Genomic DNA, 20,536 nt, shown 5'->3' on the forward strand with positions numbered 1-20,536 from the left:
GGCACCGGGTGGCCGGCGAGGAGGCGCGGCTGGGCCGCCCGCCCGGCGAATCGGGCGGATCGTCCGACCGGCCGACGGGCAACGACCAGCGATACCGGACCCCGGAGCGCGGTACGCCGGAGTACGACCGGCGGGTGGAGGAGCTCGCCGCGGACCCGGCCCACAACGGCAACATCAGCGCCAAGTCTCGGCGGGAGGCGGAGGTCGGATTGGCGGCGGAGGCCGAGGGCAAGATCCCGGGGCCCATCCGTCGGGCCGAACTCGACAACTCCGACCCCGCATTCCAGAAGGACCAGGGCGAGTTCATCGACGCCAACGGAAACAACTGGGACGTCAAAGCTCCGGCGGACATATTTCCCGCCGGCCGGTACGCCGGCCAGCCCATGCCCGAGGGCATGCGGGGCCGCTACGATGGCGACGAGTTCGAGCAGAAACTCGCCGACGAGGTGGCGGGCGGCCAGAACGTCGTCATCGACACCAAGAATCTGTCGCCGGAGGCTGTGGCGGATCTCAAGAATCGCGTCGCCGGTCGTGACGACTGGGACGGCAAGGTGGTGTTTGACAAGTGAGCAGGTACAAGCGGAGCGCCACCGACGTGGTCCGCTGGCCCGACGACCCCGACGCGCGTGAGGCGCTGGAGGAGTGGTTCGCGGCAGTGCAGTCCGACAGCACCGCGTACCTGTCCGGCGATTTCCTGGACTTCCGCGGCGCGGACCTGAGCCGTCTCGACCTCACCGGCGCCTACCTCGCCAATTCACGCCTGGTCGGGGTTCGATTCGAGGACGCCAACCTCGGCGACGCCAACCTCGACAACGCGGAGCTGCGGGGCGCCGATTTCTCGTTCGCCGACCTGGCCAAGGCCGAAATGGTCGGCTGCTCGGCCGAGAACGCGCGGTTCCGCTCGGCTCGGCTCTTTTCCGTGCAGTTCGACGAGGCCGTGCTGGCCGGCGCTGATCTCAGTCACGCCATCCTCAACTCGGCCAAGTTCTACAAGACCGACCTGCGCGACGCCAACCTCGAACACGCGAGCCTGCGGTGGTGCACGCTGGGTGGCCGCACCATGCCCGCCGTCCTCACCGGGGCGCGGATGGTCGGTGCCCAGTTCGAGGGCGCGAAGGGCGCGGTCGTCGGCCCGGTCCTCGTCGACGAGGGGGCGACCCGGTCGTTGGCCGGCGCCGATCTGGAGGCGTGGTTCGCGGAGCACGGCGCGGAGAGCGTGCAGGTGGTGGGCTGACGGCCGGTGACCACGGAGACGACTCAGGGCCGGTCCCCGCGGGGGCCGGCCCTGTCGTTTCTCCTGCTCAAGAGAGCGGAGGATACGAGATTCGAACTCGTGAGGGTGTTAACCCAACACGCTTTCCAAGCGTGCGCCCTAGGCCTCTAGGCGAATCCTCCGCGGAACAGGATACAGGTCCCCCGGCGTACGCCCACCCCACCACCCCCTGAAGATCGACGGCGGGTCGGGTAGGCTTGGCCTACCCCCCGTGCGGCGTGCATCTCGTGAACCTCCCCAGGGCCGGAAGGCAGCAAGGATAAGCGGGCTCTGACGGGTGCACGGGGGGCCCTTCTGTTTCGGGCCCCCGATCACCTCGGGATCAGTGAAGTCGGGCTGATCCGGGCACACCGACACCGCGCCCTCCGGAAAGTCGAGTGGATCAACGCGTCGGGTGCCCCCGGCCCGGCGGGGTGGGTGGTCACCCGGGGCGGACCGGCGCAGAATGGCTCGGTCGAGAGGAGGCGGGACGGGTGGCACTGGCGCTCTACCGCAAGTACCGGCCGCGTACCTTCGCCGAGGTCATCGGGCAGGAGCACGTCACCGAGCCGTTGTCGCAGGCGCTGCGCAGCGGGCGGCTCAACCACGCCTACCTCTTCTCCGGCCCGCGCGGCTGCGGCAAGACGTCCAGCGCCCGCATCCTGGCCCGCTCCCTCAACTGTGAGCAGGGCCCCACCCCGGAGCCGTGCGGCACCTGTGAGTCCTGCCGCTCGCTGGCCACCGACGGTGCCGGCTCGATCGATGTCATCGAGATCGACGCGGCCAGCCACGGCGGTGTCGACGACGCCCGCGAGCTGCGGGAGAAGGCGTTCTTCGCGCCGGCCCGCAGCCGCTTCAAGATCTACGTCATCGACGAGGCGCACATGGTCTCGTCGGCCGGCTTCAACGCCCTGCTCAAGCTGGTCGAGGAGCCGCCGGAGTACGTCAAGTTCATCTTCGCCACCACCGAGCCCGAGAAGGTGCTCGGCACGATCAAGTCGCGGACCCACCACTACCCGTTCCGGCTGATTCCGCCGAAGGTGCTGCGGCCGTATCTGGAGCAGCTCACCCAGGCCGAGGGTGTCACCGTCGAGCCGGCGGTCTTCCCGCTGGTCGTGCGCGCGGGTGGCGGCAGCGCCCGGGACAGCCTCTCCGTGCTCGACCAGCTCATCGCCGGCGCCGGGGCGGAGGGGGTCACCTACGCGCGGGCCGCCGCGCTGCTCGGCGTCACCGACTCCGCGCTGATCGACGAGATGTGCGACGCGCTGGCCGCCGGGGACGGCGCCGCCGCCTACGCCACCGTCGACCGGGTGGCCGAGGCCGGCCACGACCCGCGCCGTTTCGCGTCCGACCTGCTGGAACGGCTCCGCGACCTGATCGTGCTCCAGCAGGTGCCGGACGCCGCCGCCAAGGGCCTGATCGACGGCCCGGCCGACCAGATCGAGCGGATGGCCGCCCAGGCCCAGCGCCTCGGCCCCGCCACGCTGTCCCGCTGCGCCGACATCGTGCACAACGGCCTGGTCGAGATGCGCGGGACCACCGCGCCCCGGCTGCTGCTGGAGCTGATCTGCGCCCGGATGCTGCTCCCCGGCACCGATGACAGCACCGGCGGCCTGCTCCAGCGCCTCGAACGCATGGAGCGCCGGCTCACCCTGACCGGCACCGACGCGCCGTCGGCCGCTGCCGGCTCCGCGCCGCCGGCTGCCGCCCCGGCCGTACGCCCGGCGCCCTCCGCCCCGCCCGCGGCTGACGCCGCGCCCCACACGGAGACCGCCGGCGCGCCGGCGGCTGCCGGCAGCCTCTCCGGGGTGGCCGCCGCCCGTGCCGCCGCCGCCAACGCGGGGTCGGCGACCGCCGCCCGCTCCCCAGCCGTCGCGCGTGCCGCCGCCGGGTCACCGGACGCCGCGCACACCACCGGTTCGCCGGCCCCGGAGGGCCCTGCCGACGCCGTGCCCGCCCCGACCCGGGGTGGTTCCGGCCCGGACGGGGGGCCTCCCGCCCGCCGTGTCGTGCCGCCGTCCGCGGTGATGCCCGACCCGGCCACGCCCGAGCCGCCACGCCCCGGCGCCGCCCCGGCGGGGCAGCTCGACGCGGTCGCGGTCCGGCGGGTGTGGCCGGACATCGTCGCCAAGGTCAACCGGATCAAGAAGCCGGCCGCCGCGCTGATGCGTGACGCGGTGGTCCGCGACGTGGACGGCGACACCCTGGTGCTGACCGTGAAGTCGCCGGTGCTCGCCCAGATGATGGGCAACCACACGTCGGTGTTGGCCGAGGCCCTCTACGAGGAGTTCGGCGGCCGCTGGCAGATCCGCTGCGAGGTGGCCGGCGAGCGGGGAGCCGCCTCGCTGTCCGGGCCGCCCCGGGCGGCGGGCCCGGCCCCCGCTCGCCCGGCGTCGCCCGGCCCCGGCGACGCTGAGGCGTCCGGCGGCCCTGGTGGGGGCGGTGACCTCTCCGGTGCGGCCCGCGCCGGTGGCGGCGCCGGCCCGACTGGCGGCTCCGGTGGCGCCGGTGGTGCCGGCTCGGCCGGTGGTGCCGGTGCGGCCCGCGCCGGTGGTGGCACGGCCCGCGCCGGTGGGAACGGCACGGCGGTCGGCGAGGCTCCGCCCGGCGACGATGACGACTGGCCGGAGCCGGCCCGCCCCGGCGGGGTCGCGGACGGGACGCGGCAACCGGCCGGTGACGCGGGTGACGACTGGCCCGAGGCGGCCCGTCCCGGCGGCGTGCCGGCGGCCGGTCAGGACGGTGCCGCTGACCAGCCGGGCACCGGACGGCCGAGCGGCCAGAACGCGCCGGGTCCCGTTGGCGCGGCGTCTCCGAGCGCCGCCCCGGCCACGCCCCGGCAGGGCGCCGGTGGGCCGGTGAACAGCGCCATCGCCGCTGCCCGGGCGGCTGCGGCGCGCGGATCGCGTACGGCCCAACCGGCCCGGCAGACCGCGGACAGCGACTGGGCGGGCGAGCCGCCGTACGACCCGGACTACGACGGTCCGGTCCGGCCCGGCGCGGCCCGGCCGGCGGCACCGGCGACCCCGGTCTACGAGGGGTTCGACCCCGGCGATGAGCCGACGGACGACGTCATCGACGAGAAGACGGCTCGGGAGTCGAGCGAGGAGCAGGCGGTACGACTCCTGCGCGAGGCCTTCGGCGCCGAAAAGATCAACGAGGTCGACGCCCGCTGAGCCCGCTCCCGCCGCGCGGGATCGGCGGGGCTAGCGGGTCCAGGCGGGGAGGCCGTGGGGGTGGGCGGTTGCCAGGAGGTGTTCGGGGCCGCCGTTGAGGCGGGCGCGGAGCTCGAAGTGGCGGCCGTCCGGCGGTTGGGGCTCGAAGAACAGGTGCGCGACCGGGGAGTCGTCCCCGGCGGCGGCCCCGAGCCGGTCGAGTTCGGCGAGCACCCGGGTCCACTCCTCGACCGGCACGTACTGCCGCATCACCGAGTGCCACACCACCGTCAGCGTGCCGGGTCGCGGGTCGATCCCGGTCAGGAAGTCCGCCGCGCCGATCGCGGCGACGGGCGGGGGTAGCCGCCGCGCCAGCTCCAGCGCGCCGTCCAGCCGGGCGGCGCGGGCGGTGTGCTCCGGCCAGACGTACGCCCGCAGCGCCAGCACGCCGTCGTCGTCGGCCGGGTCGAGCGGGGCGACATCGCAACCGGACCGCTCCACCACGGTCACCTCCGGGTGGGCCCGAGCCGCCTCCCGTAGCCACTCGGGCGCGCCGCCGCGCCAGGCGTCCGGCAGGCGTACGGGGGAGTCGGCCGGGCCCCACACGAAGTTCGTCGCCTCGATCCGGAACCGGTCGGCGTTCAGGTTGAGCCCGGCGCTCGCCCCCAGCTCGAACAGCCGCACCGGCCGGTCGCCGACCTCACGCAGCGTGTGGAGCAGACCCGCCACCAGCAGGTGCGCCCGGCCCACCTCGTTGGTCTGCGGCGGGCGGCGCAGCCAGCCGCGCAGCGTCTCGCGTTCGGAGTCGACGACCGCGCGGAACGCCTCCCAGGCGGCGGCCTCATCGCCGGGCGTCTGCCGGCCACCGGCGCTGGGATAGAAGTGGGCCAGCTCCGGCGCGCGGCCGGTCAACACCAGGGCGTGCACTCCGCCGAGCAACCGGATCGGCACCACCGCGTCGACCGGGGCGTCCAGGTAGCCGGCGAGCACGTCGGCGCAGGGGCCGCCGGCACGGACGTCGTCGGCGGCCCGGCGCAGGAGGTCCGCGTACCGGTGGGCGGCCATCCGGGCGCAGGAGACGGCCTGCCCCTCCAGGGTCGCGGCGGCCTGCTCGACGGTCATCCGTGGCCTCCCTCGGTGCTGGTGCAGTGATCGTCCGCCCGTGGCGGGGTGGGCGCCAGCACCGGGAGGGGCGAGCCTGCTCACGGACGGATAGGCTGAGCGGCGGCCGAGCAGACGAGTGCGAGAAGGAGCCATCGTGCGCCCAGGTGGACAGCCGAACATGCAGCAGATGCTGAAGCAGGCGCAGAAGATGCAGCAGCAGATCGCCAAGGCGCAGGCCGAGCTGGCCGAGGCCGAGCTGACCGGCACCGCCGGCGGCGGCCTGGTCACCGCGACCGTGTCCGGCGGCGGGGAGCTCAAGGCGATCAAGATCGACCCGAAGGCGGTCGACCCGGATGACGTGGAGACCCTGGAGGACCTGGTCGTCGCGGCCGTGCACAACGCCGCCGAGGCGGCGCGTGAGCTGACCGAGAAGAAGATGGGTCCGGTCACCGGCGGCATGGGCGGCCTCGGCCTGCCCGGTTTCTGAGCGGCAGATGTACGAAGGCGCCATCCAGGACCTGATCGACGAGCTGGGCCGGCTTCCGGGCGTGGGCCCGAAGAGCGCCCAGCGGATCGCGTTCCATGTCCTGTCGGCCGACCCGGCCGACGTCAACCGGCTCGCCGGTGCGCTGCGCAAGGTCAAGGAGCTGGTGCGGTTCTGCACCAGCTGCTACAACGTCGCCGAGTCCGAGCAGTGCCGCATCTGCCGCGACCCGCGCCGCACCGACGAGGTGCTCTGCGTGGTCGAGGAGCCGAAGGATGTGGTGGCGATCGAGCGGACCGGGGAGTTCCGTGGGCGCTACCACGTGCTCGGTGGGGCGATCAATCCGCTGGAGGGCATCGGGCCGGACAATCTGCGCATCCGCGAGCTGATGACCCGGCTCGGCGGTGGTGCCGTCCGTGAGCTGATCCTGGCCACCGACCCGAACACCGAGGGCGAGGCGACCGCCACCTACCTGGCGTTGATGGTCAAGCCGATGGGCATCGCGGTGACCCGCCTGGCGAGTGGTCTCCCGGTCGGCGGTGACCTGGAGTACGCCGACGAGATCACCCTCGGTCGCGCCTTTGAGGGGCGTCGCGCGGTCTGAGAGCTGCCAGCCGCCATCGTGGACTGAGTCGTACCACAGTGTGGGAACGACCGCGTGCCCACAGCCGTCGGCGAATTCGCCCATCGACACCTCATGTATGTGTCGCTTCCGGTGTCCGTGCGGCCGTCGAGTGTCAGAAGGTGTCGGCTTGGTAGCGATTACCTCTCGGGCGTTCCGCTTCCGGGCCGCACTGTCATAGCCTCCCGCACACGGACCGAGCCACGACTCGTGTGGTCAGGCGCATGACAGAGGTGAGAGATGCAGGCGAGAAGGCTCAGAACGGCCGTCGCGATCGCGGCCGTCACCGCCTTGGCGGTTGGTGCCGCCGGGTGTGCGGAGAGCGAGCGTGATGGCGACAGCGGCGAGGCCAAGAGCGGCGGCACCTTCATCTTCGCGGGTGCCGGTGACCCGAAGAACTTCGACCCGATCTTCAACGACGACGGCGAGTCGTTCCGGCCGGTCCGGCAGATGTTCGACACCCTGGTCACCCACACGCCGGGCACGGCGGACCTGACCGGTGGCCTGGCCGAGAGCTGGGAGCACGACCCGACGGGCAAGGTCTGGACGTTCAAGCTGCGGCAGGGCGTGAAGTTCCACGACGGCACCCCCTTCAACGCGGCGGCGGTCTGCTACAACTTCGACCGCTGGTACAACATGAAGGGCGCCGCGGCCCAGGCGAACATGATCTACTACATGGACGTCTTCGGCGGCTTCGCGAAGAACGAGGCTGAGGGCGCCGGCGAGTCGATCTACGACAAGTGCGAGGCGAAGGACGACAACACCGCCGTCCTCTCGCTCAAGAAGTACAAGGGCGCCTTCCCCGGCGCCTTCGCGCTCACCTCGCTCTCGATCGCGAGCCCCGAGGCGCTGAAGAAGTACGACGCCGACACGGTGAAGCAGAACGGCGACTCGTTCGAGTACAGCGCGTTCGCCAACGAGCACCCGGTCGGCACCGGCCCGTTCACCTTCGGTGGCTGGGACAAGACCAAGGGCGAGATCACCCTCAACCGGAACCCGGACTACTTCGGTGACAAGGCCAAGGTCGACAAGCTGATCATCAAGATCATCAAGGACGAGAACACCCGCAAGCAGGAGCTGCGGGCCGGTACCGTCCACGGCATCGACTTCCCGGCCCCGGCCGACACGAAGGCGCTCGCCGACGAGGGCTTCCAGGTCGTCGCCCGCCCGGCGTTCAACATCCTCTACCTGGGCATCAACCAGAAGAACCCGAAGCTGAAGGACCTGCGGGTGCGCCAGGCGATCGCCTACGCGCTCAACCGCCAGCAGCTGGTGCAGACCAAGGGCCCGTCCGGCGCGAAGGTCGCCGACGAGTTCATGCCGGACACGGTGCTCGGCTACGCCCCGGACGTGCAGAAGTACGAGTACAACCCGGAGAAGGCCAAGCAGCTGCTCAAGGAGGCCGGCGCCGAGAACCTGACGCTGAACTTCTACTACCCGCCGGACGTCACCCGGCCGTACATGCCGAACCCGCAGGAGATCTTCACGATCCTGGCCAACGACCTCCAGGCCGTCGGCATCAAGGTCAACGGCGTGCCGCGTCCGTGGAACGGCGGCTTCAAGGACGACGTGCAGACGTTCGGCAAGCAGGACCTGCACATCCTCGGCTGGACCGGTGACTACAACGACCCGGGCAACTTCGTCGGGACGTTCTTCGGTCGGGGCAAGGTCGAGTTCGGCGACCAGGCCATGACCGAGATGTTCGACGCCATCGCCAAGGCCGACGGCACCGTCGACGAGGCCGGCAAGAAGACGGCGTGGGAGCAGGTCAACCGGGACATCGCCAGCAAGTGGCTGCCGGCCGTTCCGGTCTGGCACGCGCCGCCGGCCATCGTCGTCACCAAGGACGTCGAGGGCCTGAAGGCCAGCCCGCTGACCGACGAGCGGTTCAACACCGTCAGCGTCAAGCAGTGACGCCGATCGGCTGACGCCGTAGGCGGAATCGGCCCGGGTTGGGGGTTTCCCCCGCCCGGGCCGATTCCGCGACCATCGAGAGTCTGGTGTGTGAGAGATGTTGCGAGTCATAGTCCGCCGCCTGCTACAGCTGGTGGTGACGCTGATAGCCCTGTCAGCGCTGATCTTCGTCTGGTTGCGGAACCTGCCCGGTGGCCCGGTCGACGCGCTACTCGGTGAGCGGGCGACCCCCGAGACCCGCGCTCTGCTGACCAAGGCGCTCGGTTACGACCAGCCGATCCTCGTGCAGTACGGCAAGTTCATGCAGCGGATCCTCACCGGTGACCTGGGCAACTCGATCCGCACCGGCGACCCCGTCACCGAGGTGATCGGCCGGGCCTTCCCGGCCACCGTGGAGCTCGCCCTCGCGGCGATGCTCATCGCGGTCGGGCTGGGCATCCCGCTCGGTTACCTCGCCGCCCGCTGGCGTGGCCGGTTCCTCGACCACCTGACGGTGGTGGGCACGCTGCTCGGCATCTCGATCCCGATCTTCTTCCTGGGCTACCTGCTCAAGGACGTCTTCACCCAGAACATCCACTGGTTCCCGCCGTCCGGCCGGGTCGGCATCGGGTTGGACAACACCAACGTCACCGGCTTCTTCGTCCTGGACAGCCTGCTGACCCGGGAGTTCGACGCCACCGCCGACGCGCTCTGGCACCTGGTCCTTCCGGCGTTCACGCTCGCCACGATCCCGCTGGCGGTCATCGTCCGGATGACCCGGGCCAGCGTGCTGGACGTGCTGAACGAGGACTACGTACGCACGGCCGAGGCCAAGGGCCTGCGCCAGCGCACCGTCCGGGGCCGGCACGTCCTGCGCAACGCGCTCCTGCCGGTGGTCACCACCATCGGTCTCCAGACCGGCGCGCTCCTGTCCGGCGCGGTCCTCACCGAGAAGGTCTACAACTGGGGCGGCCTCGGCACGCTGATCACCGACTCGATCACCGGCAGCCGTGACTACCCCGTCCTCCAGGCGCTGATCCTGCTGGCCGCTCTGGTCTTCGTGGTGGTCAACCTGTTGGTCGACCTCTCCTACGCCTTCATCGACCCGAGGGTGCGTGTGCGATGACCGAACCAACCACGCAGGCCGGCACCCCGGCTCCCCGCAGCGGGAACGAGCAGGCATCCGACGCGGGCCGCAACCGGCTCGGCGACCGCAAGAAGGCCCGCCTGGACGAACTGGCCCAGGCCAGCGCCGCCACCGGGGGTGTGAGCCTCCTCCGCGACGCGTTCCGCCGGCTGCGCCGCAACCCGGCGGCGATCGTGGGGGCCGCCATCATCGCCCTCTTCGTGCTCGTGGCGATCTTCGCGCCGCTGATCGCCCCGCACGACCCGGTGCAGCGCTTCGACGAGCTGACCAGCCGTCTCGCGGCCGACCACATCCCCGGACGCATGGACGGCTTCCCCCTCGGCTCGGACGAGCTGGGCCGGGACCTGCTCTCCCGCCTGATCTACGGCAGCCGCCAGACGCTCTTCGTCGGCGTCCTCGCCACCCTCATCGGGCTCGCCATCGGCGTGCTGCTCGGCTCGATCGCCGGCGCCCTCGGCGGTTGGGTGGACAACATCCTCATGCGGATCACCGACGTGATGCTGGCCCTGCCCGCCCTGCTGCTGGCGATCACCCTGGTCGCCCTGGCCAGCAAGTCGAGCCAGTGGACGGTCATCATGGCGGTGGCCATCGTCAACGTGCCGGTCTTCGCCCGGCTGCTGCGCGGCTCGATGCTCGCCCAGCGGGAGAGCGACCACGTGCTGGCCGCGCGGGCGCTGGGCGTCAAGCAGCGCAGCATCGTGCTGCGGCACATGCTGCCCAACGCCATGACCGCGGTGATCGTGCAGGCCACGCTGACGCTCTCCGTCGCGATCATCGAGGCCGCGTCGCTCTCCTTCCTCGGCCTCGGCGACCCCGACCGGGACCGGGCCGAGTGGGGCGCGATGCTCGGCGACGCGGGCGTGCGCTACTTCGAGGTACGTCCGGAACTGGCCTACTACCCGGCGTTGGCGATCATCGTGGTCGCGCTCGGCTTCACCCTCTTCGGTGAGGCGATGCGCGAGGCCATCGACCCGAAGAACCGGCGGTGACGGTGGTGCGACACAACAGCACGGCCGGCGGACGCCGGCGAGAGGAAGTGACCCGATGAGCCTGCTCGACGTACGTGACCTGAGCGTCGTGTTCCAACGGCGCGGCGAGCGGCCCTTCACCGCCGTCGACAAGGTGAGCTTCTCGGTGGAACCGGGGCAGACGGTCGGCCTGGTCGGCGAGTCCGGCTGCGGCAAGAGCGTGACGAGCCTCGCCATCATGGGTCTGCTTCCCAAGCGCGGCAACAAGGTCACCGGAGAGGTGCTCTTCGAGGGTGCCGACCTGCTCAAGCTCCGGCCGGACGACATGCGGGACCGGCGCGGCCGGGACATCGGCATGATCTTCCAGGACCCGCTCTCCTCGCTGAACCCGGTCATTCCGATCGGCGTCCAGGTGGCCGAGGTGCTGGAGCGGCACCAGGGCCGGGACCGCAGGCAGGCGCTGCGGGAGGCGCGCGAGCTGCTGGACGCGGTGGGCATCCCCGACCCGGACCGGCGGCTCAAGGAGTACCCGCACCAGATCTCCGGCGGCATGCGGCAGCGGGCGCTCATCGCGATCGCCCTGGCCTGCAAGCCCCGCCTGCTGATCGCCGACGAGCCGACCACGGCGCTGGACGTGACCATCCAGGCGCAGATCCTGACGTTGCTCAAGCAACTGGTGGACGACACCGGGACCGCGCTCATCATGATCACTCACGACCTCGGCGTGGTGGCCGGCCTCTGCGACACGGTCAACGTGCTCTACGGCGGCAAGGTGGTGGAGCGGGCCCGGCGGCACGAGCTGTTCGCGCAGCCCCGCCACCCGTACACGCACGGGCTGCTGAACTCGGTGCCCCGGCTCGACTCGATCCGCGGCGAGCGGCTGCACGCCATCCGCGGCTCGGTGGCGGACAACATCCCCTGGGCGGAGGGCTGCGCGTTCGCGCCGCGGTGCGACAACGTCGTCGACGCGTGCCTCGAAGGGCCGCCTCCGCTCGAGCCCACCGCCACCGGCGGCGACCTGCGCTGCAACAACCCCGTTTCCGAGGAGGTGGCGGTACCGTGACCGAGCGGACCGGACCACTGGTCGAACTGCGCGACGTCAAGGTCCACTTCCCGATCAAGAGTGGCCTGCTCGTCGACCGCACCGTCGGCTACGTCTACGCGGTGGACGGCGTCTCGCTGTCCATCAACGCCGGTGAGACGTACGGGCTAGTCGGCGAGTCCGGTTGCGGCAAGTCGACGCTGGGCCGTGGCCTGCTGCGGCTGGTCGAGCCGACCGACGGCGAGATCGTCTTCGACGGCACCGACGTCCGTGCGCTCAAGGGCGAGACGATGCGTCAGGCCCGTCGGCGGATGCAGATGATCTTCCAGGACCCGCTCTCCAGCCTGGATCCCCGCCAGTCGGTGGAGTCGCTGCTCGTCGAGGGCCTCAAGGCGCACGGGCTGGCCAAGGACAAGGCGGAGACCAACCGGCGGCTGCGCGAGACGCTGGCCGCGGTCGGCCTGCCCGCCTCCGCGCTCACCAAGTACCCGCACGAGTTCTCCGGCGGCCAGCGGCAGCGGATCGGCATCGCCCGGGCGCTGGTGCTCGACCCCGACCTGATCGTCGCCGACGAGCCGGTCTCCGCGCTCGACGTGTCGATCCAGGCGCAGGTGCTCAACCTGCTGAAGGACCTACAGACCGAGCGCGGCCTCACGTACCTGATCATCGCGCACGACCTGGCGGTGGTCCGGCACATCTCGGACACCGTCGGGGTGATGTACCTCGGCGGGCTGGTCGAGGAGGCGTCCAGCGAGGACCTGTACCGCGAGCCGCTGCACCCGTACACCCGGGCGCTGATGTCGGCGGTGCCGGTGCCGGACCCGGTGGTGGAGGACCGGCGCGAGCGGATCCTGCTCGCCGGTGACCTGCCCTCGCCGTCGAACCCACCGGCCGGGTGCCGGTTCCACACGCGCTGCCCGTGGGCACAGCCGACCCGCTGTGGGGACGAGCGGCCGGCGCTGCGCGAGGTGACCGGCGGGCACCGGGTGGCCTGCCACTACGCGGAGGACATCGCCGCCGGGCGGATCCGCCCGCACGAGGTCGAGCCGGAACTGGTCCGGCCGGTCGACGGCGACCTGCCCGGCGACCCGGGCGAGCTGATCCCGACGATCTGACCGCCCACGGACCCGGGCCGGCCCATGGTCGGCCCGGGTCGGGCGGCGCGGGCCGCTTCCCGCTCAGCCTTCCGGGCGGTTCAGCAGGCCCACGGCGATGCCGTGCACCGCGTCCAGGCCCGTCGGGTCGGCGAGGGCCGCCCGGCCGCCGGTGACCACGTACCACTCGTCGGCGTCCTTGTACTGCACCCGCACGGTGACCTGGCCGTCCACCCACTCGGTGCGCAGGGTCAGGTCGCCGGTGACCACGCCGACCTCGTCGGTCATGACACCGCCCGGGCCGGGCACGATGTCCGTGGTCCGGCTCTCCGGCGCGCCCGCGACGTCGGCGGCGCCCCCCGTGGCCCCGGCGGTGCCGCTCTCCGCGTCGGCCTGCATGCCGGCACCGGGCACCGCCGCGGTCGCGCCCGCCGGTCCGTCGGCCTGCATGCCGGCGCCGGGCACCGCTCCGGCCGTCCCGTTGCCGTCCGCGCTCATGCCGGCCGCGGTCGGCGCCCCCGAGCCGGGTGAACCGTCGTCGGCGGCCCCGGCGCCGGTCACGGCTTGCTCGCCCATGTGCAGCCCTCCAACATGTCGGTCAGGGCGGCCTTCTCGGCGCTCGTCACCGTCAGCCGCCAGTGGTGCTTGACCGTGATCCAGTGCTCGGCGTACTGGCACCAGTACGACCGGTTCGCCGGCTTCCACTGGGACGGGTCCTGATCACCCTTTGCCCGATTGGAGGACGCGGAAACCGCGATGAGCTGCGGTCGCGTCGTGTCGTTGGCGAAATCGCCCCGCTTCGCGTCGTCCCACTCGTCGGCGCCGGAGCGCCACGCGTTGGCCAGCGGCACCACGTGGTCGATGTCCACGTCGGACGGGTCGGTGAAGGAGCGGCCGTCGTACACGCTCTCCCAGTGACCCCCGACCACGTTGCAGCCGGAGAGCTTGATGTTCTCCCCGTCCCGCTTGAGCACGGTGTCCCGCACGTCGCAGTTCTTGCCGGTGTCCCGCCAGTGCGGGAAGCGTTCCCGGCTGTAGCCCTTCATCGCCCCGGCGCTTGCCACGGTCAGCTCGGCCAGCTCCTGCAGGGCGTTGCCGCCGCGCGTCGGCGACACGTCCGGGTCCGGCTCGTCCACCGGCACGCAGCCGGACGCGCCGAGCAACAGCGCCGCGGCCAGCGTGACCGCCAGCGCCGCGCGCGATCCTGATCTGGTACGCACAGACGACACCCCTCCAGCTTGCGGGCTTCCGGCGATCCCGCACAGTACCCGGGCACGGTTTCGGCGTTTCGTGGCGTCTCCCACATGGTGACGGAAAGATAGGAAGCCGTGAACCAGACCGCGCCGCAGCTCCGCCTCCGCAGCGCGGCGGGCCGGGGCGCCCTGCTCGCCGCGGTGCTCGCCTCCGGCATGGTCTTCCTGGACAGCACCGTCGTCAACGTCGCCCTGCCCCGGCTCGGGCGCGACCTCGACGCCAGCGTGGCCGATCTCCAGTGGACGCTGAACGGCTACCTGCTGATGCTGGCCGCGTTCGTGCTGCTCGGCGGCGCGCTGGGCGACCGCTTCGGCCGGCGACGCGTCTTCCTCCTCGGGGTGGTCTGGTTCACCGCCGCGTCGGTCCTCTGCGGGCTCGCCCAGGGCACCGGCTGGCTGATCGGCGCCCGGTTCCTCCAGGGCGCCGGCGGCGCACTGCTGACCCCGGGCTCACTCTCCGTGCTCCAGTCGAGCTTTCATCCGGACGACCGGGGCCGGGTGATCGGCGCCTGGTCAGGGCTGTCCGGCGTCTCCACCGCGCTCGGCCCGTTCGTCGGCGGCTGGCTGATCGACGCGCTGTCCTGGCGCTGGATCTTCTTCGTCAACCTGCCGCTCGCCGTCCTCGTGGTGCTCGCCGCGCTGCGCTGGGTGCCGGAGAGCCGGGACGAGGACGTCTCGCGTACGCGGAGGGAGGGTCACGGTCGTCGGCGGTTCGACGTGGCCGGCGCCCTGCTCGGCGCGCTCGCCCTGGGCGGCGTCACGTACGCGCTGATCGACGCACCGGGCCGCGGGTACGGTTCGCCGGCGGTGTGGGGCTCGGCGCTGGCCGGCGTGGCCGCCGCGGTCGGGTTCGTGCTGCTGGAGCGGCACCGGGGCGACACCGCGATGCTGCCGACCGGGCTGTTCTCCAGCCGGCTCTTCAGCGTGCTGAACATCTTCACGGTCGTGGTCTACGCCGCGCTCGGCGGTGTGACGTTCTTCCTCTCCGTCTACCTCCAGAACGTGATCGGCTGGTCGCCGCTGCTCACCGGGGTCGCCCTGCTGCCGATGACCGTGCTGCTGCTGATCGGTTCGGCCCGTGCGGGAGCCCTGTCGGCGCGGATCGGGCCGCGGCTGCCGCTGACCGTCGGGCCGGTGGTCGCCGCCGCCGGGCTGCTGCTCCTTCGGGAGGTGCGCCCGGGGGCGTCGTACTGGGTCAACGTGCTGCCCGGCGTGGTGCTCTTCGGAGCCGGCCTGACCCTGGTGGTGGCGCCGCTGACCGCGTCGGTGCTGGCCGCCGTGGCGGACCGGTTCGCGGGCGTGGCGAGCGGCTTCAGCAACGCGGCGGCCCGGGCCGGCAACCTGCTGGCGATCGCCGCCCTGCCGCTGCTCGTCGGGCTCTCCGGCGGCGGTTACGAGCAGCGCGGCGAACTGAGCGGGGCGTTCCGCGAGGCGATGCTGTGGTGCACGGGCCTGCTGCTGGTCGGGGCGGCGATGGCGGTGACGCTGATCCACCGACCGCCTCGGGAGGCGCCGCCGTCACAGCCGTGCCACACGCTGCCTGCCGCCACCCCGCCGGCCCGCGACCGCCGGCGTTGACCGGTGGGGAGAGGCCCGAGCGGGCCCCTCCCCACCGACGTCAGCTCCGGGCGCGGTTGACCGCGCTGGTCACCGCCTTGATCGAGGCGGTGACGATGTTCGCGTCGACGCCGACGCCCCAGACCGTCCGGCCGTCGACCTCGCACTCCACGTACGCGGCGGCCTGCGCGTCGCCGCCGGAGGAGAGGGCGTGCTCGTGGTAGTCGAGCACCCGTACGCCGACGCCCACCGATCCGAGCGCGCTCACGTACGCGTCGATGGGGCCGTTGCCGACCGCGGTGAGCGACCGCTGCTCGCCGTCGACACCGACGTGGGCCTCGATCTCGACCTTGCCCTCGGCGGTGCCGATCGTGTAGCCGGCCAGCGTGACCGCCGGGTCGGCCTGGTGGTCGACCAGGTAGTGCCGGGCGAAGATCTCCCACATGGCGCCCGGCTCGACCTCGCCGCCGTCGTGGTCGGTGACCTGCTGGACCACGCCGGAGAACTCGATCTGGAGCCGCCGCGGCAGGTCGAGCTGGTGCTCGGACTTCATGATGTACGCGACGCCGCCCTTGCCGGACTGCGAGTTGACCCGGATGACCGCCTCGTAGGTGCGGCCGAGGTCCTTCGGGTCCACCGGCAGGTAGGGCACCGCCCAGGTGTACTCGTCGACCGGCACCCCGGCCGCCGTCGCGTCGGCGTGCAGCGCGTCGAAGCCCTTCTTGATGGCGTCCTGGTGGGAGCCGGAGAAGGCGGTGTAGACGAGGTCGCCCGCGTACGGGTGGCGCTCGTGCACCGGCAGCTGGTTGCAGTATTCGACGGCGCGCTTGACCTCGTCGATGTTGGAGAAGTCGATCATCGGGTCGATGCCCTGGGAGAACAGGTTCAGGCCCAGCGTGACCAGGTCCACGTTGCCGGTGCGCTCGCCGTTGCCGAAGAGGCAGCCCTCGATCCGGTCGGCGCCGGCCAGCAGGCCCAGCTCGGCGGCGGCCACACCGGTGCCCCGGTCGTTGTGCGGGTGCAGGCTCAGCACCACGCTGTCGCGGCGCGGCAGGTGCCGGTGCATCCACTCGATCGAGTCGGCGTAGACGTTCGGCGTCGCCATCTCGACCGTGGCCGGCAGGTTGATGATCAGCTTCCGGTCCGGCGTCGGGTCGATCACCTCGATGACCTTGCTGCACACCTCCAGCGCGTACTCCAGCTCGGTGCCCGTGTACGACTCCGGCGAGTACTCGTAGTAGATGTCGGTGTCCGGGGTGTGGATCTCGGCGTACTTCTGGCAGAGCCGCGCGCCGGTGGTGGCGATGTCGGTGATGCCGTCCCGGTCCAGGCCGAAGACCACCCGGCGCTGCAGCGTCGAGGTCGAGTTGTAGAAGTGCACGATCGCCCGCTTGGCGCCGCGCAGCGACTCGAAGGTCCGCTCGATCAGGTGCTCCCGGCACTGGGTGAGCACCTGGATGGTCACGTCGTCGGGGATCAGGTCCTGCTCGATCAGCTGCCGGACGAAGTCGTAGTCGGTCTGGCTGGCCGACGGGAAGCCGACCTCGATCTCCTTGTAGCCCATCTGCACCAGCAGCTGGAACATGCGGCGCTTGCGCTCGGGCGACATCGGGTCGATGAGCGCCTGGTTGCCGTCCCGCAGGTCCACCGCGCACCAGCGCGGCGCCGCGTCCACCTGCCGGGTGGGCCAGGTGCGGTCCGGCAGGTCGACGCGGAACTGCCGCTGGTAGGGCTCGTAACGCTGGAACGGCATGCCGCTGGGGCGCTGCCGGGCGAACGGATCGGTCTCGACGTCGGTGACGGTGTCAGTCATGACGGAGTGGTCTCCTGAACAGGTGGCGTCAGCAATCGGAAGGTGTCGGCTGGTGCCGGGCCACGATGCTCCGGCGGTGCCGATGGGAGGTTCGGATGTGCTGGACGGCGCGAAGCGACTCCGCGACGAGGTGCCGGCCGGTCAGGCCTCGTCGCGGCGGCCAAGGAGAAGAAGCGCCCGCCACATGACAACGTGACCCTACGTGATGGAACCGGGGGTGCAAAGGTAGGTCCGGATTATGGGACCGACGTCATGGCCGGCTCCGGGACCGATGTCATGGCCGGCTCCGGGGCCGCGGAACCCAGCCTCGGCGTCCGTCCGACCCAGGCCACCGCGGGCACGATGGCCAGCCCGATCAGCACGAAGATCGCTGCCATCGGCAACCAGCCCCAGCCGCCGGTGGTCACGCCGAGCGCGGTCAATCCCGCCGGGGCGATCAGGTACTGCACCTGGGAGCCGAGCCGGAACGCCCCCACGTACGCGCCGCGCTGGTCGGCCGGCGGCAGGGTGGCCATGAGCCCCCAGGCGCCCGTCGACTCGATCAGCTCCGCCATGATCAGCAGCGTCGCGGCGGCCACCAGCACCACCACGGTGAGCACGCCCCGGGTGGCTCCGGAGATCGGCAGGGCCAGGCAGAACAGGGCGATCAGCAGGGCACCCCGGCGAGAGGCCCGTGACGCGCCCGCGGCGGTGTCGGCGCCCCGGCTGACGCGCACCTGGAGCAGGATGACCAGGACCGTGTTGAGCAGCACGAGGGCAGCGATCACCGTCTTCGGGGCGTCGGTGTGGGTGAGGATCCAGAGCGGCATGACCGTCAGGTAGAGCGCCTGATGCGCGGTGAGCAGCCCGGAGAGCAGGGACACCGCCATGAACGGGCGGTCCCGCAGCACGGCCAGCCGACTCATCGGCTCCACCGACCGGGTCACGTGGGGCAACCGGGGCAGTCGCCGCACGAACAGAGCCGACACCAGGGCGACCGCCGAGATGAACCAGACCATTCCCCGGTACGCCGCTGTCGTGTCCACCGCCACCACCACGCCGCTGAGCACCGCACCCAGCCCGAACCCGACGTTCAGCGACGAGCGCTGGTATGCCATCGCCGTCACCCGTTCGGCCGCAGGGAGCGCGTTGATCGAGTAGACCTGAATGGCCACGCCGGTCGCGGCCTCCACGGCTGCCAGCGCCATCACCACGGCGAGGAATCCGGCGAAGCCGCCCACGAACGGGTAGGTCGCGAAGAGGGCGGCGTTCAGCAACAGCCCGACCACCCAGACCCGCTGCGGCCCGTACCGGTCGGTGAGCCCGCCCAGCGGCACCGTACCGAGCAGCGACACCCCCGCCGCGATCGACAGGCCCAGCCCGACCTGGGCGGCGCTGAGCCCCAGCGCCCGGGTGAAGAAGACGGCGCTACCGGCGTGGAACAGGCCGCTGCCGACGGCGTAGACCATGGCCTGCACGGCCAGCGCGCGGGTCAACCCGGCCGGCGGTACGACGTTTGCCACGGCGGTGCGGAAGGTGTCTCTTGTTCCCATGGCCGGGAAGTGAACCGGGCCCCCACGACAGCGGTCGAGCCTTTTAGGCTGGGCCGAATCCTGCTCCCGGGGGAGGTCGCGTGTCCGAGTTGCGGTTCACCCTCGCCGACGTGGCGGGCGTCCGGCTGGCCGTGTCGCCGGTCAACGAGACGGTCATGAGCATCTGGGCCCTGGCCAGCCCGGTCTACTACCCGGTGCACCTGCCCTGGATCGACCGCGCCCGGGTGACTCTGCGTCGTCCCGAGGTGGCCGGCCGGGTCCGACCGCTGTTGGAGCTGGCCCGGCCGCGCAGCTGGCTGCCCGACTTCCTCACCCCGGCGGCAAGGCCGAACGTGGAGATCTCCGAGCAACTCGAACAGATCGCGGCCACGCCGCCGGCCGTGGTGGTCCAGGATCTGCTGGCGACCACTCCGCGCCGGCCGCTGAGCCCGTTCGGTCTCGCGCTGCTCAACGACCCCCGTGGGCTGCTGCCGCAGCTCGTCGACGCGGTGCGGGTCTGGTACGACGAGGCGATCGCCCCGGACTGGCCGCGGATGCGGGCGCTGCTCGACGCCGACGTGGCGTACCGCGCCGCCCAGCTCGCCGAGGGCGGGGCCGGCCGGTTCTTCGAGCAGCTCCACCCGAGCCTGCGTTGGCTCGGCGACCGGGTGGTCAGCGACGACCCGTTCGAGCGGGACTTCGACCTGCGCGGTCGCGGGTTGGCGCTGAACCCGACGGTGTTCACCGGGCACCGGGTGCTGTGGAACCTGCTGGAGGATTCGTTGCCGGCCGGCGCGTACCCGGTCCGCGCGGTCGGAACGCTCTGGGAGGCGAGCCCGACGCCGCCCGGCGACTCGCTGGCGCGGGTGGTCGGCCCCGGCCGGGCCGCGCTGCTGCACCTGCTCGAGACCGCGACCACCACCACCGACCTGGCCCGACTCACCGCGATGTCCGCCGGAGGTGTTTCCCAACATCTCGCCGCGCTGCACGCCGCGGGTCTGGTCTCCCGGTCCCGACAGGGCCGGCACGTCCTCTATCGCAACACCGACGCCGCGAGGGTTCTGCTCCAGGCCAGCCGCGGCGGTGACGCGATCGGGTAGTCAGGCGAGCAGCAGGTCCGCGACGGGGTGGCGATGCCGCAGGCCGACCTCCCGACGACGCAGCTCCTCCGGCAGCGTGAACGGGTCACCGATCCGGCCGACGGCGGCGACGACCAGCGGGTGGACCTCGCCGGGAAGGTCCAGCTCCAGGGCGAGGCCCGGCCGGTCGAAGCGGGTGAGCTGGTGCACGTGCAGGCCGAGCGCGGTGGCCTGCACGGTGAGGTGGGCGACGGCCTGGCCCAGGTCGTACGCGGCCCGCTCGTCGTCGCCCGTGTGCGCGCCCACCACCAGTGCGGAGGCGTGCCGCGCCCAGCCCTGGTCGTCGACCGGCAGGCTGATCAGGGTCCGCTTCCAGGTCTCGTCGTCCCGCCGACCGAGCGCGAACCGCCACGGCTGCCGGTTCTCCACCGAGGGCGCCCAGCGGGCGGCCTCCAGCAGCGAGGCCGCCTCGTCGGGGCTCAGCGTGGCGTCCGGGTCGAACGCCCGGGGGCTCCAGCGGAAGGCGAGCAGCGGGGTGAGGTCGGCCATGGGGGAAGCGTCC

At 72.0% G+C, this 20,536-nt stretch carries 18 protein-coding genes, 1 tRNA gene and 1 other RNA gene; 13 read left to right on the forward strand and 7 right to left on the reverse strand.

Annotated features, from left to right (window positions below; translation table 11 throughout):
- The first annotated feature begins 8 nt into the window (after positions 1-8).
- Together ACIBTV_RS00250 and ACIBTV_RS00255 are read left to right on the forward strand one after the other, a co-directional pair.
- Positions 9-569: a hypothetical protein gene (locus ACIBTV_RS00250; protein WP_396700815.1), complete on the forward strand. Its 561-nt coding sequence runs from the start codon at positions 9-11 to the stop codon at positions 567-569.
- Positions 566-1,234, forward strand: a complete 669-nt coding sequence (locus tag ACIBTV_RS00255; protein WP_396700817.1) for a pentapeptide repeat-containing protein — start codon at positions 566-568, stop codon at positions 1,232-1,234. Before ACIBTV_RS00250 ends, ACIBTV_RS00255 begins: the two co-directional genes overlap by 4 nt.
- Before the next feature lie 76 nt (positions 1,235-1,310).
- Here ACIBTV_RS00255 and ACIBTV_RS00260 read toward each other — a convergent pair.
- A tRNA-Ser gene (locus tag ACIBTV_RS00260) sits at positions 1,311-1,395 on the reverse strand.
- An 81-nt stretch (positions 1,396-1,476) separates the two neighbouring features.
- On the opposite strand from ACIBTV_RS00260, the gene ffs reads away from it, so the two are divergent.
- Positions 1,477-1,567, forward strand: an RNA gene (gene ffs, locus ACIBTV_RS00265) — signal recognition particle sRNA small type.
- A gap of 179 nt (positions 1,568-1,746) precedes the next feature.
- The gene (locus ACIBTV_RS00270; RefSeq protein WP_396700818.1) at positions 1,747-4,428 is read left to right on the forward strand and encodes a DNA polymerase III subunit gamma and tau; all 2,682 of its coding nucleotides are present in this window, start codon (positions 1,747-1,749) and stop codon (positions 4,426-4,428) included.
- Between the two features lie 30 nt (positions 4,429-4,458).
- Here ACIBTV_RS00270 and ACIBTV_RS00275 read toward each other — a convergent pair whose 3' ends face one another.
- On the reverse strand, positions 4,459-5,529 hold the full coding sequence (locus ACIBTV_RS00275; protein ID WP_396700819.1) for a DUF2332 domain-containing protein: 1,071 nt from the start codon (positions 5,527-5,529) through the stop codon (positions 4,459-4,461).
- A 160-nt stretch (positions 5,530-5,689) separates the two neighbouring features.
- On the opposite strand from ACIBTV_RS00275, the gene ACIBTV_RS00280 reads away from it, so the two are divergent.
- The 7 genes from ACIBTV_RS00280 (at position 5,690) to ACIBTV_RS00310 (ending at position 12,782) form a co-directional block, all read left to right on the forward strand.
- Positions 5,690-5,998, forward strand: coding sequence for a YbaB/EbfC family nucleoid-associated protein (locus tag ACIBTV_RS00280; RefSeq protein WP_396701999.1), 309 nt, complete (start codon positions 5,690-5,692; stop codon positions 5,996-5,998).
- Between the two features lie 7 nt (positions 5,999-6,005).
- The gene (gene recR, locus ACIBTV_RS00285; protein WP_091594171.1) at positions 6,006-6,599 is read left to right on the forward strand and encodes a recombination mediator RecR; all 594 of its coding nucleotides are present in this window, start codon (positions 6,006-6,008) and stop codon (positions 6,597-6,599) included.
- A 258-nt stretch (positions 6,600-6,857) separates the two neighbouring features.
- Positions 6,858-8,531, forward strand: coding sequence for an ABC transporter substrate-binding protein (locus ACIBTV_RS00290; RefSeq protein ID WP_396700822.1), 1,674 nt, complete (start codon positions 6,858-6,860; stop codon positions 8,529-8,531).
- A gap of 97 nt (positions 8,532-8,628) precedes the next feature.
- Positions 8,629-9,636 (forward strand): ABC transporter permease, encoded by a 1,008-nt coding sequence (locus tag ACIBTV_RS00295; RefSeq protein ID WP_396700824.1) that lies wholly within the window; start codon positions 8,629-8,631, stop codon positions 9,634-9,636.
- Entirely contained in the window at positions 9,633-10,646 is a 1,014-nt protein-coding gene (locus tag ACIBTV_RS00300; protein WP_396700826.1) for an ABC transporter permease, read from the forward strand. The genes ACIBTV_RS00295 and ACIBTV_RS00300 overlap by 4 nt, the downstream gene beginning before the upstream one ends.
- Positions 10,647-10,701: 55 nt before the next feature.
- Positions 10,702-11,688, forward strand: coding sequence for an ABC transporter ATP-binding protein (locus tag ACIBTV_RS00305; RefSeq protein WP_396700827.1), 987 nt, complete (start codon positions 10,702-10,704; stop codon positions 11,686-11,688).
- Positions 11,685-12,782, forward strand: a complete 1,098-nt coding sequence (locus tag ACIBTV_RS00310; RefSeq protein ID WP_396700829.1) for an ABC transporter ATP-binding protein — start codon at positions 11,685-11,687, stop codon at positions 12,780-12,782. Before ACIBTV_RS00305 ends, ACIBTV_RS00310 begins: the two co-directional genes overlap by 4 nt.
- A gap of 63 nt (positions 12,783-12,845) precedes the next feature.
- Here ACIBTV_RS00310 and ACIBTV_RS00315 read toward each other — a convergent pair whose 3' ends face one another.
- Positions 12,846-13,337 carry a hypothetical protein gene (locus tag ACIBTV_RS00315; RefSeq protein WP_396700831.1) on the reverse strand — a complete coding sequence of 164 codons (492 nt, stop codon included), beginning with the start codon at positions 13,335-13,337 and terminating at the stop codon, positions 12,846-12,848.
- Complete coding sequence (locus ACIBTV_RS00320; RefSeq protein ID WP_396700833.1) at positions 13,319-13,981, reverse strand: HNH endonuclease family protein; 663 nt, start codon at positions 13,979-13,981, stop codon at positions 13,319-13,321. The genes ACIBTV_RS00315 and ACIBTV_RS00320 overlap by 19 nt, the downstream gene beginning before the upstream one ends.
- Positions 13,982-14,089: 108 nt before the next feature.
- On the opposite strand from ACIBTV_RS00320, the gene ACIBTV_RS00325 reads away from it, so the two are divergent.
- Positions 14,090-15,592 (forward strand): MFS transporter, encoded by a 1,503-nt coding sequence (locus ACIBTV_RS00325; protein WP_396700834.1) that lies wholly within the window; start codon positions 14,090-14,092, stop codon positions 15,590-15,592.
- A 40-nt stretch (positions 15,593-15,632) separates the two neighbouring features.
- Here ACIBTV_RS00325 and leuA read toward each other — a convergent pair whose 3' ends face one another.
- Together leuA and ACIBTV_RS00335 are read right to left on the reverse strand one after the other, a co-directional pair.
- Positions 15,633-17,384, reverse strand: a complete 1,752-nt coding sequence (leuA, locus tag ACIBTV_RS00330; protein WP_396700836.1) for a 2-isopropylmalate synthase — start codon at positions 17,382-17,384, stop codon at positions 15,633-15,635.
- 236 nt (positions 17,385-17,620) lie between these two features.
- A complete protein-coding gene (locus ACIBTV_RS00335) occupies positions 17,621-18,916 on the reverse strand; it encodes an MFS transporter (RefSeq protein ID WP_396700838.1) in 1,296 nt (431 codons plus the stop codon).
- An 80-nt stretch (positions 18,917-18,996) separates the two neighbouring features.
- Between ACIBTV_RS00335 and ACIBTV_RS00340 the strand changes: the two genes are divergently transcribed.
- Complete coding sequence (locus ACIBTV_RS00340; RefSeq protein ID WP_396700840.1) at positions 18,997-19,995, forward strand: ArsR family transcriptional regulator; 999 nt, start codon at positions 18,997-18,999, stop codon at positions 19,993-19,995.
- On the opposite strand, the gene ACIBTV_RS00345 is transcribed toward ACIBTV_RS00340, so the two are convergent.
- Positions 19,996-20,523: a nitroreductase family protein gene (locus ACIBTV_RS00345; protein WP_396700842.1), complete on the reverse strand. Its 528-nt coding sequence runs from the start codon at positions 20,521-20,523 to the stop codon at positions 19,996-19,998.
- Positions 20,524-20,536 lie beyond the last annotated feature (13 nt).

This window comes from Micromonospora sp. NPDC049366, from assembly GCF_044466625.1.
Classification (GTDB): Bacteria; Actinomycetota; Actinomycetes; order Mycobacteriales; family Micromonosporaceae; genus Micromonospora.

Bases quoted from the DNA above. Each gene is read 5' to 3' on its own strand.
- ACIBTV_RS00275 (WP_396700819.1), bottom strand. From the start codon at position 5,529: ATGACCGTCGAGCAGGCCGCCGCGACCCTGGAGGGGCAGGCCGTCTCC.
- ACIBTV_RS00280 (WP_396701999.1), top strand. From the start codon at position 5,690: ATGCAGCAGATGCTGAAGCAGGCGCAGAAGATGCAGCAGCAGATCGCC.
- recR (WP_091594171.1), top strand. From the start codon at position 6,006: ATGTACGAAGGCGCCATCCAGGACCTGATCGACGAGCTGGGCCGGCTT.
- ACIBTV_RS00290 (WP_396700822.1), top strand. From the start codon at position 6,858: ATGCAGGCGAGAAGGCTCAGAACGGCCGTCGCGATCGCGGCCGTCACC.
- ACIBTV_RS00295 (WP_396700824.1), top strand. From the start codon at position 8,629: ATGTTGCGAGTCATAGTCCGCCGCCTGCTACAGCTGGTGGTGACGCTG.
- ACIBTV_RS00300 (WP_396700826.1), top strand. From the start codon at position 9,633: ATGACCGAACCAACCACGCAGGCCGGCACCCCGGCTCCCCGCAGCGGG.
- ACIBTV_RS00305 (WP_396700827.1), top strand. From the start codon at position 10,702: ATGAGCCTGCTCGACGTACGTGACCTGAGCGTCGTGTTCCAACGGCGC.
- ACIBTV_RS00315 (WP_396700831.1), bottom strand. From the start codon at position 13,337: ATGGGCGAGCAAGCCGTGACCGGCGCCGGGGCCGCCGACGACGGTTCA.
- leuA (WP_396700836.1), bottom strand. From the start codon at position 17,384: ATGACTGACACCGTCACCGACGTCGAGACCGATCCGTTCGCCCGGCAG.
- ACIBTV_RS00335 (WP_396700838.1), bottom strand. From the start codon at position 18,916: ATGGGAACAAGAGACACCTTCCGCACCGCCGTGGCAAACGTCGTACCG.
- ACIBTV_RS00345 (WP_396700842.1), bottom strand. From the start codon at position 20,523: ATGGCCGACCTCACCCCGCTGCTCGCCTTCCGCTGGAGCCCCCGGGCG.